10 protein-coding genes are annotated in these 12,821 nt (G+C 62.5%); 4 read left to right on the plus strand and 6 right to left on the minus strand.

Features of this window, described 5'->3' with window-relative positions; translation table 11 throughout:
* The 5 genes from BFQ01_RS02605 to BFQ01_RS02625 form a co-directional block, all read right to left on the minus strand.
* A partial coding sequence (locus tag BFQ01_RS02605) for a TolC family protein (RefSeq protein ID WP_176718731.1) occupies positions 1-467 on the minus strand: 467 nt, incomplete at its 3' end.
* On the minus strand, positions 464-937 hold the full coding sequence (locus BFQ01_RS02610) for a MarR family winged helix-turn-helix transcriptional regulator (RefSeq protein WP_027606282.1): 474 nt from the start codon (positions 935-937) through the stop codon (positions 464-466). The genes BFQ01_RS02605 and BFQ01_RS02610, both read right to left, overlap by 4 nt.
* A 334-nt stretch (positions 938-1,271) precedes the next feature.
* The gene (locus BFQ01_RS02615; RefSeq protein WP_083244838.1) at positions 1,272-4,943 is read right to left on the minus strand and encodes a translocation/assembly module TamB domain-containing protein; all 3,672 of its coding nucleotides are present in this window, start codon (positions 4,941-4,943) and stop codon (positions 1,272-1,274) included.
* Positions 4,943-6,670, minus strand: coding sequence for an autotransporter assembly complex protein TamA (locus BFQ01_RS02620; protein ID WP_065924115.1), 1,728 nt, complete (start codon positions 6,668-6,670; stop codon positions 4,943-4,945). The genes BFQ01_RS02615 and BFQ01_RS02620 overlap by 1 nt, the downstream gene beginning before the upstream one ends.
* 64 nt (positions 6,671-6,734) lie before the next feature.
* A complete protein-coding gene (locus tag BFQ01_RS02625) occupies positions 6,735-7,379 on the minus strand; it encodes a GNAT family N-acetyltransferase (RefSeq protein WP_027606279.1) in 645 nt (214 codons plus the stop codon).
* Between the two features lie 168 nt (positions 7,380-7,547).
* Here BFQ01_RS02625 and xthA point away from each other — a divergent pair, with 168 nt between their 5' ends.
* Positions 7,548-8,360, plus strand: coding sequence for an exodeoxyribonuclease III (gene xthA, locus BFQ01_RS02630; protein ID WP_065924116.1), 813 nt, complete (start codon positions 7,548-7,550; stop codon positions 8,358-8,360).
* 151 nt (positions 8,361-8,511) lie between these two features.
* The gene (locus BFQ01_RS02635; protein WP_065924117.1) at positions 8,512-9,846 is read left to right on the plus strand and encodes a substrate-binding domain-containing protein; all 1,335 of its coding nucleotides are present in this window, start codon (positions 8,512-8,514) and stop codon (positions 9,844-9,846) included.
* 120 nt (positions 9,847-9,966) lie between these two features.
* Here the strand turns inward: BFQ01_RS02635 and BFQ01_RS02640 are convergent, their stop codons facing one another.
* Complete coding sequence (locus BFQ01_RS02640) at positions 9,967-11,196, minus strand: acyl-CoA dehydrogenase (RefSeq protein ID WP_027606276.1); 1,230 nt, start codon at positions 11,194-11,196, stop codon at positions 9,967-9,969.
* A gap of 166 nt (positions 11,197-11,362) precedes the next feature.
* Between BFQ01_RS02640 and BFQ01_RS02645 the strand changes: the two genes are divergently transcribed.
* Both BFQ01_RS02645 and BFQ01_RS02650 read left to right on the plus strand, forming a co-directional pair.
* Entirely contained in the window at positions 11,363-12,298 is a 936-nt protein-coding gene (locus BFQ01_RS02645; protein ID WP_065924118.1) for a LysR family transcriptional regulator, read from the plus strand.
* Positions 12,299-12,412: 114 nt separating this feature from the next.
* The gene (locus tag BFQ01_RS02650; RefSeq protein ID WP_027606274.1) at positions 12,413-12,805 is read left to right on the plus strand and encodes a MerR family transcriptional regulator; all 393 of its coding nucleotides are present in this window, start codon (positions 12,413-12,415) and stop codon (positions 12,803-12,805) included.
* The last annotated feature ends 16 nt before the right edge of the window (positions 12,806-12,821 follow it).

Genomic DNA, 12,821 nt, shown 5'->3' on the forward strand with positions numbered 1-12,821 from the left:
GCGGCTTCCCAGGCGGCGCGCTGGCCACCCCAGAGGTCGAAGTTGTAATTGAAGCTGGCGCCGATATTACGCACGGTCGAGTAGGCATCGCCCTCACCGCGCGGGTCCTGGTCCTTGGCCAGGCGTGAACGGCTCACGCCGGCGCTGGCATCCAGGGTCGGCATGCGTGCGGCATTCGCGGCATAGGCGGCGGCTTCGGCCTGATGGGCACGGGCGCTGGCGACTTGCATGTCGGGGCTGTTTTGCAGGGCTTCCTGGATCAGGCCGTCGAGCTGCGGGTCGCCGAGGTTTTTCCACCAGTCGGCGCTGGGCCAGGCGGCACTCGACAGGGTCACCCCGCTCAGGGATTTACCGGTCTGCAAGGTGTTGGCGTCGAGGCGCCGGCCCTGGGTGTCGAGGCCGCTGTAGTTGGCGCAACCGGCCATGCTCATGGCCACGAGCACCAGGCATAGGGCACGTGTGTTCATGCTTTACCTACCCGCTGCAGGGTGATGGGATCACCGGCAGCTATCAGAATTTTCTTGAGAATCCGTTCCAGGGTTTCCAGCTCGCCAGCCTCAAGTACGCCCGCCAGTTGGTTCAACGCCTGGGCGCCTATGTGCGGCAGCATGTCTGCCAGGCGCTGGCCGTCGGCAGTCAGCACCAACTGCACCTGGCGGCGGTCCTGCTCGGAGCGTTTGCGGTCCAGCAGGCCTTTCTGCTCGAGGCGGTCAAGCATGCGGGTCATCGAACCGCTGTCCAGGGACAGGTTGCGGCACAGCTCGGCCGGGGTGTCGACGCCGAACTGGGCCATGATGATCAGCACCTTGAACTGCGCGGCCGTGATGCCGTGGGGTTCCATGTGGGTGTCGATGATGCGGTCCTTGAGGAGCGCCGCACGGCCCAGCAACAGCCCGAGGTGGCAGTTGTGGAAGTTTTCAGGGGTGAAGTGGGGCATCGGAAGTCACCTTATTACTGCCTAGGCAGTGAATGTATGACGAGATGTTACTGCCTAGGCAGCGAAAGTCAAATGGAATAATTAGCTTGCTTGCTAATTTCACGACCGGCGGGCTGGAATGCAAACCAATGTGGGAGGAGGCTTGCCAGTCAGTTAAGGCTTTTTGTAGGAGCGAGCTTGCTCGCGAAAAACTCACAGGCGCCGCGTTCATTCAGGAAGCACGCGTTATCGTTGACGTTTTTCGCGAGCAAGCTCGCTCCTACAGGAGGCGATGTACGCTTAACTGACTGGCATTAGGGCAAGCCCCCTCCCACATTTTTTGATCGAGCAGGACTCAGAAATCGCGCTTGTAGAAGATGTCGAGGGAACTGGCCACGCCACTCGCCACTTCCAGGTACACCTTTTTGCTCAGCAGGTAGCGCAAGGCAATGGTGCTGGCCGGTTCGAACACCCCTACCCCGTAACGCAGACTGAGTTTCTCGGTGATCTTGCCGCTGGCCACCACTGCCGTATTGTTGCCGCTGCCCTGGGTGTCGAGGTCGAAGTCGCGAATCCCCAGTTTGTTGGCAAGATCCGAGGTGACCCCGGCGCTGCCCATCAGGCCCAGGCCGAGGGCGGCCTGGGCAAGCATGTTGTTGTCTTCGCCGGTAGAGCTCAGCGGACGGCCCAGCACCAGGTAGGACAGTGCCTGTTCCTGGCTCATGGCCGGTTCCGAGAAGATCTGCGTGGTGGGCTGCTCGGCGCTGCCGCTGAGGCGGATACCGGCGACTACATCGTCGGTCTTGCGGATCGCTTCGATATCCAGGTACGGCTGGTCGAGCGGCCCGGCGAACAGCAGGCGTGCGCGGCGCACATCCAGGCGCTGGCCATAGGCGCGGTAGCGACCGTCGTTGAGCCACAGCTCGCCACGGGTGTCCATGTTGTCGCCGATGTGCACATGGCCCTGCACCTTGGCGGTGAGGCCGAAGCCCGAGAAGTTGAGCTGGTCTTCGCCCACCGCCACGTCGATATCCATGGCCATGGCCATCGGCGGCTTGCCCTCTTCGGTCTGGCTGCCGACGATTACGGTGTCATCCGAGACCTTGACCGTCGAAGGCGGCAGTTCGCGCACGGTGATGTCGCCGCGCGGGATCCGCACCTTGCCGGCAATCGCCAGTTTGTCGTTCTTCAGGCTGATCTTCAGGTCCGGGGCCACTTCGAGCACCGCATAGGGCTCCACCGTGACCGGCAGTTGCGAGCCTTGCAGGCTGAGGTCCACCACCAGGGCCTGGCCCCAGTCGATCTGGCCCTTGAGGCTGCCCTGCCCGGCCTTGCCACTGCGCCATGCGCCGTTCAACTGCACGCTTTCACCGGCAATCAGCGCCTGCACGTTCAGGCCTTCAAGGCTGATGGGCAGCTCCGGCCCGGAGACTTCGCCGCCCACCAGGTTGACGTTACCGTTGACCTGCGGCGCCAGCAGGCCACCGGCGATCCGACCGCTGCCGTTGAGCTTGCCGCTGAGTTTCTCGACCATCGGCACAAACGGCCGCGCCACGGCGAGATCCAGACCGGTGAGGCTGAAGTTGCCGCTGATCGGCTTGTTTTTCGGCAATGGGTTGATCTGCGCCTGCAACAGCAACTCGCCGAGCTTGCCGCCTCTGAAGTTCAGCTGGGTGTCGATGCGCTTGGGGTTGAGGGTGGTTTCCAGCTTGAGGGTGTCGTAGGGGAAATCCAGCCACTGGTCCTTGTCCTTGACCCGCAGGGTGCCGCCGCTGGCATCCACCGCGACCACGCCTTTGGGGCCGCTGTCGGGAAGGTCCAGTTGGACGTCGGCGTTGAGCTTGCCCTGCCAGGCGAAGTCCTTGGGCAGAAACGCCGCCAGGCTGTCGATGGGGAATTGCTTGAGGTGGTAGCGCAATTTGGGTTCGGGCATCAGGCGCTGGTCTTCACCGCACAGGCTGGCGGCGCCGGAGACCCAGCAGTGGGCCGCGAAGGTCAGCTTGCCGTCGGCCATGCGCTCGATTTTTGCCGGCGCTTGCAGCCTCCAGTCCTGGCCACCCGCCTGCACATCACCACTGGCAAGGCGCCCGCGCCAGTTGCCTTGGTCGAGGTTGCCATCCAGGGCCAGGGCCAGTTTGACCAAGGGACCGGCCAGGTCGAGTTGGACCTTCTGGTTCTTGATATCGCCCTGGGCGCTGGCGGTGAGCGTGCCAACCTGGGTGTCACCGCTTTGAATGCCGCTGCCCTTGAGGTCGATTTTCCCGCGCTGGGCACTGTCCAGGGTCGCGTCCAGGCTCAGGCTTTGCAGGCGATTATCGGCGAACGCCAGTTGCTGGCCCTTGAGGTCGAGTTTGCCTTGAGGCGCCTTGAGGCTGCCGGCCACGTCGAGTCGGCCATTCACCTGACCACGCAACTGCGGCCACAGCTGGGCCAGGCGCGCCAGCTTGATGTCGATCTGCCCGGCCAGGCGTTGCTGCAGGCTGCCGCTGCCGTTGATGCGGTTGTCGCCCAGGCGGATATCCAGGTTGGCCAGGGTCCATTGCTCGCCCGCGCCTTCGGCCTTGGCCGCCAGCACCGCGGTTTGCCCCCGCAGGCGACCCTTGAGGTCGAGGTCGGCGTTGAGTTTGAGCTGTTCGTTTTTGAATTCACCTTTGCTGCGTAAGGGGCCAGCCAACGTGCCCGGCAATTCCGCCACCCAGTACGCCGGGTTCAGCGCCGACAGGTCCAACGCGGTATCCCAGGCGATGCCATCGGCGAATTGCAGGTTCAGATGTCCTTCGGCCTTGCCTTGGCCAGCGGTCAGTTTCAGCTCAGGCAGGAAGACTTGCGTGAGGTCGCCACTGAACGGCGTGACCACATTGAATTTACCGGCCGGGCCGTCGAGGTCGGCCTTGAGGTTACCGAGGTAGTTGCCGTCCTTGTAGGAAACCTCACCGTTGAAGGTGCGCACTACCACCTGCGGCTCGTCGACCAGCGGATAGAGGCGGTGCCAGGGAAAATCCAGCCAATCGATCTTGGCGTCGGCGCTGAAGCCTTGTTGCCAGTCCATCTGGGCCGTTAATTTGAGGCTTTGCTGCTCGCCGGCGTTCAGGTCCAGCCCGGAAATTTGCGCGCCCTTGGCGTCGACCTTGCCTTGCAGCAACAGGTCCACCGGGCCTTTTTCCGCCGGCAGTACGGCCTTGCCCAGCAGTTGGTAGCCGCTGCCCAGGTCGCCCTTGGCGGTGAGGTCCAGTTGATTGAGCTGCAGGGTGTCGGGCAGATCGGCACTGGGTTTGAAGCCATCAGCGGTGATATGCACCTGGGCCGGGAGGTTGTCCGCCAGGGGTTGCAGCTCGCCCTTGAGCTTGGCCGGCAGGTAGCCGCTGCTGTCGGCGTCGAGCCTGAGGGTCTTGAGCAGGTCGCCCTCGACCTTGAGCGCCACCGTCCACGGCGCGCCGTCGGGGGCGTAGGGCAGGTTCAGATTGCCGCTGGCGGTCAGCGGCCAGTCGCCGCTGGGTTGCAACAGGCCGTTCAGGTCCAGCACCAGGCCGTCCCGTTGCAGGTGCACCGTGTCAATCTGCATGCCGGCGGCGGTCCAGTGCGCGGCCAGTTGCAGGCCCTTGAGTTGTTCGCTGCCGTTAAGCAGCAGGCTGCCGACACGAACGTCGCCCAACTGAATGGAAACGGGCAGCTTCAGGTCGGGCAATTGAATCGGCCCGCTGCTTTCTTCGGTGCTCGGCGCAACGTCCAGGCGGACTTGCTCCACATCCACGCGATTGATGCACAGGGTCATGCGCAACAGGCACGCCGGCGACCAGTCAAACGTCGGCGCATCGAGTTCGACGCGACTGCCGTCCTGCGCCCACAACAGATGATCGGCGCGCCACTGGCCGCCCAGACGGCCGTGGAAATTCTCTACGCTCAAACCCGGTACACGCCCCAGCGCCCAGCGACTGCCCGCCTGGGTGCCGAGGACCGCCCACAGGGCCAGCAACAGCACGACAAGGATGGCCAACACGGCCAGCCCCGCTATTTTCACACCACGCATCACAGCTCAGGTCCCATGGAAAAGTGCAATCGAACGCCGCCCGGGTCTTCCAGGGCATGGGCCAGGTCCAGGCGGATCGGCCCGACCGGCGAGACCCAGCGGATGCCGACACCCACACCGGTCTTCAAGCTGGGCAACTCCAGGGAGTTGAACGAGTTGCCCTGGTCGATAAAGGTCGCAATCCGCCATTTTTCGGCGATGGAATATTGATACTCGGCACTCAGGGCCACCATGTAGCGGCCGCCGATACGGTCGCCCCGGTCATTCTCCGGCGACAGGGTCTGGTACTCGTAGCCGCGCACACTCTGATCACCACCGGCGAAGAACCGCAGCGATGGTGGCACCGACTTGTAGCCGTTGGTGGCACTGCCGCCGACCTGGGCCCGCGCCAAGAAGCGGTGGTTGTCCCACAGGGTGGTCAGGCCCTTGACCATGGCCGTGCCGTACAGCAGGTTGGTGTCGGAGCCCAGCCCCTCCTTCGCCACCTTGCTGTCGAATTGCAGGCGGTAGCCGTTGTGGGGGTCGATGCGGTTATCACTGCGCAGGTAGGAATAACTCACACCCGGCATCACCAGGTTACTGAGGCCCGAGTCATTGCCCAGGCGGTATTCTTCGCGCTGGTATTTGAGCGAGATCACCCGGGTCCAGCCACTGGGCAACTTGCTGTGCCATTCGGGCCCGAGGGTGAGCAATTTACTCAAGGTGTCGGTGTTGGCGATTTCTTCATTCTGATAACCGCCGGCGAAACGCAGTTTATCGGTGAGCGGCGGGTCCAGCGGGATGTCGTACCACAGCCCGACGTTCTGCCGAGGCGCCGACAGTTCAGCTTCCCAGCCATAGCTGTGGCCCTGGGGATTGACCCAGTGGCGCGTCCAGTTGGCCTTGCCGCGCGGGCCGACGTCGGTGGAGAAACCCAGGCCCAGGCCCATGGTGCGTGGCTTGCGGGTCTCCAGGTTGACGGCCACCGGGATCACGTCATTGGCCGAAGCCGCAGGCGCGGCGTCGACGCGCACGCCTTCGAAAAAGCCGCTGGCTTGCAGGTTCTGGTTGAGTTCGGCGATCAGTTCGGAATCGTAGGGGGCGCCACTTTTAAACGGCACCATGCGTTGCAGCAGCTCTTCGTCAAACGGCGTATCGCCGGCAAAGCTGACCTTGCCCAAGGTGTAGCGCGGGCCGCTGTCATAGATGAGTTCGATATCGGCGACACCGGCCTGGGGGTCTACCGAGAGTTTCTGGTGAGTGAAGCGCCCGCTGAAAAAGCCGTAGCGCGAGGCCTGGTTCTGGATCAGACGCTTGGCGTCTTCGTAGTGGCCGTGGTTGAGCACGGCGCCGGATTTCAGGTCGTCGCTGGCGGGCACGCGAAAGGCCTTGAGGTCCGCGGCCGGGCCGTCGACCCGAATGGTCACGTTGCGCAGATGCACCGGTTCGCCGGGGTCGATGGTGAGGATCAGGCGCGGGGTCTTGCCGCCCTTCACATCGCTTTCGATCCGGGGCTGATAGAAACCTAAAGCCTGGGCGGCTTTGCGCGCCTGCTCTTCGGCCCCACGGCTGAACCGCAGCAAGGCCTCTTCGTCACGCTCGCCCACCCCGCCGATATAGCCTTCGATGTTGGCTTTCAACGCGTCGTTTTTTGGCTTGATCCGCACGTCCAATTCGCTTTGCGCGAATGCGCCGCAGCTTGTGAACAGCAGAACCAAGCCGCTGGTAAATCTTCCTGGAAACTTCATAGGCGCGGATGCTACACGAGCTGGGGAGAAACTTAGAACTCAGAGGATTCTGAAAAATTCTGCGCTAAGCCGTTGCAGCATGTAACACCTGCGGATTGGGGTGGAAAAATACGTGTTCCAGAATCGGTCCTACAGCCACTTCGCCGATCTCCTCATAGCCCTGGCGTTTGTAGAACTCCAGATAGCGCGAATTCCCCGTGTCCAACACCACACCGGACGAATGCGGGTCTTCAGCGCACCAGTTGTGTACCGCCTCCAGCAGCTGTTCACCGTAGTGCTTGCCCTGGAATTGCGGATGAATGCCCAATAGCGGTAACACATGCACCGACTCGTTGGGCAGGCAGGCCATCACCGCATAGTGGTAGTCCAGGTAGCGCCGGGTACCGCGCACGCCGGTGCTCAGCCACATGCGCAATTGCCAGGCCCAGCTTTCGGTAATCCCCAGGCGTCGCTGCGGTGGCGCGATCAGCGCGATGCCGATCAGGCGGTCGTTGACGAACAGGCCGATGGCGGGAAGTTTCTGGAAGAAATGCTGCTTGACCAGTTCGCGCACCGTGGCACGTACCCGTTGTTCATAGCCTGCGCGTTCCGCCTCGAAGATGTAGGCAAACGTCGGCTCATGCCGATAGGCCTGGTACAGCAGCGAGCGGGCTTCGCGGGAGTAGCCGCTGTTGAGCAGGCGAACTTCGCCAATGGCAGTGTCAGTCATACAGTCAATCTCCCTGGGCGCCACTCAATAGATGGCGTTCTTATGGGTACGAACCTACGCAGCACCAGTCGTTCCCAGACATTAGCAGTGCATCTGTCCTACCGCCACGCTGGCCCCCGTCCGACTTGTCCGCTAGCATCGCCCTTTTGCCAGACTGGACCGCCGACCATGAAAATCGTCTCCTTCAATATCAACGGGCTGCGCGCCCGCCCTCATCAGCTGGCGGCACTGATTGAAAAACACCAACCCGACGTGATCGGCCTGCAGGAAACCAAGGTCCACGACGACCAGTTCCCCCTGGCCGAAGTGCAGGCCCTGGGCTATCACGTGTACTACCACGGCCAAAAAGGCCACTACGGTGTAGCGCTGCTCTCGCGCAAAGAAGCCTTGAGCGTGCACAAGGGCTTTGCCAGCGATGAAGAAGACGCCCAGCGCCGCTTTATCTGGGGCACCTTCGCCGATGAAAATGGCCAGCCGGTGACCATCATGAACGGCTATTTCCCACAAGGTGAAAGCCGCGACCACCCGACCAAGTTCCCGGCCAAGCAGCGCTTCTACGCAGATTTGCAGCACCTGCTGGAAAGCCAGTTCAGCAACGACCAGGCCCTGGTGGTGATGGGCGATGTGAACATTTCCCCGGAGGACTGCGACATCGGCATCGGTGCCGACAACGCCAAGCGCTGGCTGAAAACCGGCAAGTGCAGCTTCCTGCCTGAAGAGCGCGAGTGGATGGCGCGCCTGAAGAACTGGGGCCTGGTGGACAGCTTCCGCCACCTCAACCCCGATGTGGCCGACCGTTTCAGCTGGTTCGACTACCGCAGCCGTGGGTTCGAGGATGAGCCCAAGCGTGGGCTGCGCATTGACGTGATCATGGCCTCCAATGGCTTGCTGGCGCGGGTCAAGGATGCCGGCGTGGATTACGACCTGCGGAGCTTGGAGAAACCGTCTGACCATGCGCCGATCTGGCTTGAACTGAGCTGATCCCCTTGGCTGTGTACTCGGGCCAAATGTAGCAGGGGGCTTGCCCCCGATCGCGGTGTATCAGTAACAGATAGGCTGACTGTCAGTCACATTATTGAAATCCAAGTGACTTAATCTCGCGGCACTCCCTTTGGCTTGAGAAGGTGCCGGCATGATGCTGCGCGTTCTGTTCCTGTTGTGTAGCGCGTTTTCCCTCTGCGTCGTGGCTGCCCCCCTCCCCGTTCCCGACCAAGGCCCGGCTTTGCGCATCCAGGGTTCCAACACCATTGGCGCGGCGCTGGGGCCGGCGTTGGTCAAGGGGTTGATGGAGCATCAGGGCCTGCAGGCGGTGCACAGCGAACCGGCCGAGGGCGCCAATGAACAGCGCGTGATCGGCAAGACACGCCAGGGCAGGACGGTGACCGTCGAGGTGGCGGCCCATGGTTCCAGCACGGGGTTTGCCGCGCTGAAAAACGCCAGCGCCGACCTGGCCGCCTCGTCCCGGCCGATAAAAGACAGCGAACTGGTGGACCTCGAACCGCTCGGCGACCTGAAAAGCCCCGAGGCCGAACAGGTGATCGCCATCGACGGCCTGGCCATTATCCTCAACCCGCGCAACCCGCTGAATACGTTGAACACCGAGCAACTGGCGCAGATTTTCAACGGCGAAATCAACACCTGGGAAGCATTGGGCGGGATCGGCGGCGCCATTCACCTGTATGCGCGGGATGATCAATCCGGCACCTATGACACCTTCAAGGACCTGGTGCTGCGCCTGCGCGGCAAGCTCCTGGCCGCTGACGCCAAGCGCTTCGAGTCCAGCGAAGCGTTGTCCGATGCGGTGAGCCGGGATCCCCAGGGCATCGGTTTTATCGGCTTGCCTTACGTGCGCCAGGCCAAGGCGGTGGCGATTGTCGATGGCGACTCGCAACCGATGTTGCCGTTGAACAGCCTGATTGCCACCGAGGATTACCCGCTGTCACGCCGGCTGTTCTTCTACCTGCCGCCCTCCTCCAGCAACCCGTGGGCCAAGGCCCTGGTGGACTTTGCCCAGAGCAGCAAAGGCCAGGCGATTGTGGCGGCCAATGGGTTTATTGCGCAGCAGGTGCAGGCGATGACGGTGGAGCCGCGCCCTTCGATGCCCGACGACTACCAGGCAATTGCCCGTGACGCCCAGCGTTTGAGCGTGAATTTTCGCTTCGAGGAAGGCAGCGCCAGCCTGGACAACAAGGCGCGCCAGGACGTGCAGCGCGTCGTGGCCTATATAAAGCGCCACAACCAACTCGACAAGCAGGTAACGCTGGTGGGATTCGGCGATGCCAAGAATGACCCGCAACGGGCCGCGCTGCTCTCGAAGCTGCGGGCGATGGCGGTACGCCGGGAGCTGGTCAAGAATGGCGTGGTATTGCGCGATATTCGCGGCTTCGGCGCACAGATGCCGGTGGCGGCGAATACGGCGGATGAGGGGCGGATCAAGAATCGGCGGGTGGAGGTTTGGGTGTACTGAGGCCTTAGCCTTGCGGTGTTCGGAATGGCCTCATCGGGGGCAAGCCCCCTCCCACATTTTGATTTGGGAATACATTCAAAGTGTGGGACGGGCTTGCCCCCGATTGCAGGCGACGCGGTGTTACTGCCCGCCGCGCATCAACTCTTTAGGCACATACTTGCCGATCTCGAACTTGCCGATGGCCGCGCGGTGCACTTCGTCCGGGCCGTCGGCCAGGCGCAGTGTGCGTTGCATGGCGTACATATAGGCCAGCGGGAAGTCGTTGGATACGCCGGCGCCGCCGTGGATCTGGATCGCGCGGTCGATCACCTTCAACGCCACGTTCGGCGCCACCACCTTGATCTGGGCGATTTCACTTTTCGCCACTTTATTGCCCACGGTGTCCATCATGTACGCCGCTTTCAAGGTCAGCAGGCGCGCCATGTCGATTTCCATGCGTGAGTCGGCGATCTTGTCGATATTGCCGCCCAGGCGCGCCAAAGGCTTGCCGAACGCGGTGCGGCTGACCGAGCGTTTGCACATCAGTTCCAGCGCGCGCTCGGCCATGCCGATGGAGCGCATGCAGTGGTGGATACGGCCCGGGCCGAGGCGGCCTTGGGCAATCTCGAAGCCTCGGCCTTCACCCAGTAGTACGTTTTCGTACGGCACGCGGACATTGTCGAACAGCACTTCGGCGTGGCCGTGGGGCGCGTCGTCGTAGCCGAACACCGGCAGCGGGCGTACGATTTTCACGCCGGGGGCGTCCACCGGCACCAGGATCATCGAGTGTTGCTGGTGGCGCGGTGCATCCGGGTTGCTCAGGCCCATGAAGATCAGGATCTTGCAGCGCGGGTCGCAGGCGCCGGAGGTCCACCATTTCTTGCCGTTGATCACCCACTCGTCGCCCTGGCGCTCGGCGCGGGCGGCCATGTTGGTGGCATCCGAGGAGGCGACATCGGGCTCGGTCATGGCGAAGGCCGAACGGATCTCACCGCGCAGCAGCGGTTCGAGCCAGCGTTGTTTCTGCTCTTCGTTGGCGTAGCGCACCAGCACTTCCATGTTGCCGGTGTCGGGGGCGGAGCAGTTGAACGGCTCCGGGCCCAGCAGCGAGCGGCCCATGATCTCGGCCAGGGGGGCGTATTCAAGGTTGGTCAGGCCGGCGCCCAGTTCGGACTCGGGCAGGAACAGGTTCCACAGGCCTTCGGCTTTCGCCCGGGCCTTCAGCTCTTCCATGATGGCGGTGGGCTGCCAGCGGTCGCCTTCGCTGACCTGGCGTTCGAACACCGGCTCGGCCGGGTAAACGTAAGCGTCCATGAACGCTGTAACACGTTCACGCAGTTCCTGAACCTTGGGCGAATAGGCGAAATCCATGAGCAGCTCCCTTCTTTGAGAGGTTGTTTAGGTCATGCAATCGATGCTAGAACAGCGTTGATAATTTACCTAGCCTATTCTCGGCGTGTATTAACATTCATCACCGATATATGATCGACGTATGAGCACGTAACAAATCGCCACCTAATAATAAGAGCGCAACCCAATGAATCTGAGCAAGGTCGACCTCAACCTCTTTATCGTCTTCGACGCGATCTACACCGAAGCCAACCTGACTCGCGCCGGGCAGATTGTCGGCATCACCCAGCCGGCGGTGTCCAACGCCCTGGCGCGCCTGCGCGAGACGTTCAACGACCCGCTGTTCGTGCGCACCGCCCAAGGCATGGTGCCCACGCCGATGGCGCAGAACATCATCGGCCCGGTGCGCAATGCGCTGTCGTTGCTGCGGGTGTCGGTGCAGGAAAGCCGCATCTTCAACCCGCAGCAGGCGGCCAAGACCTACCGCATCAGCATGACCGACCTCACCGAGGCGGTGATTCTGCCGCTGCTGTTCCAACGCCTGCGACGCCTGGCGCCCACCGTGGTGATCGAGAGTTTCCTCTCCAAACGCCGCGAGACCACCAAGGAACTGGCGGCCGGGCGCCTGGATTTCGCCGTGGACGCGCCGCTCAACACCGACCCGCAGGTACGCCATGTGAAGCTGATGGAAGATCGCTATGTGTGTGCCATGCGCAAGGGCCATCCCATGGCGGGCAAGGATAAATTCAGCCTGGATGACTACCTGTCGCTGACCCATATCCATATTTCCAGCCGCCGCAACGGCTTGGGCCATGTCGACCTGGCCCTGGGCAAGATGGGCATCCAGCGCAAGATCGCCCTGCGCTCCCAGCATTACCTGATGGCCTCGCAAGTGTTGCAGCAGACCGACATGGTCATGACCGTGCCCGAACGTTTCGCCCGCCGCCATGAGCTGCATTGGTTCAACCTGCCGGTCAACGACGTGCCACCGGTGGAAACCCACCTGTACTGGCATGAAAGCACCGACCAGGACCCGGCCAACCGCTGGATGCGCGAGCAGATGATCGAGTTGTGCCAGCAAGTCACCGCCCATGAGAAGAAGCTGGATAAGCAACAGGCCTGAGGCTGAAGAGCGCCCCCTGTGGCAGGGGGCTTGCCCCGATGGGCTGCGCAGCGGCCCTTGACGTTTACGTCAACCTGCCATTAGCTTAGCGCCAAGACCTTCTTGAGCGCCCCCATGAGCACGACCTACAGCATCTCCGACCTCGCCCGCGAGCTCGACATCACCACCCGCGCCATTCGCTTCTATGAAGAACAAGGCCTGCTGGCCCCGGAACGCCGGGGGCAGGAGCGCATTTATTCGGCGCGGGACAAGGTCAGCCTCAAGCTGATCCTGCGGGGCAAACGCATCGGTTTTTCCCTGGCCGAGTGCCGTGAGCTGATCGAACTCTACGACCCCACCGGCGGCAACCAGATCCAACTCAACAGCATGCTGGCCAAGATCGCCGAGCGCCGTGAGCAGTTGGAACAGCAACTGCTGGATATCGAACAAATGAAGCTGGAGCTGGACACCGCCGAAGAGCGTTGCACCCAGGCCCTGGCGCAAACCATGGGCCAGGTTGGCCATTGATCAGAAGGTAGCTGCC

This window comes from Pseudomonas sp. 8 R 14, from assembly GCF_900005955.1.
Taxonomy (GTDB): domain Bacteria; phylum Pseudomonadota; class Gammaproteobacteria; order Pseudomonadales; family Pseudomonadaceae; genus Aquipseudomonas; species Aquipseudomonas marginalis.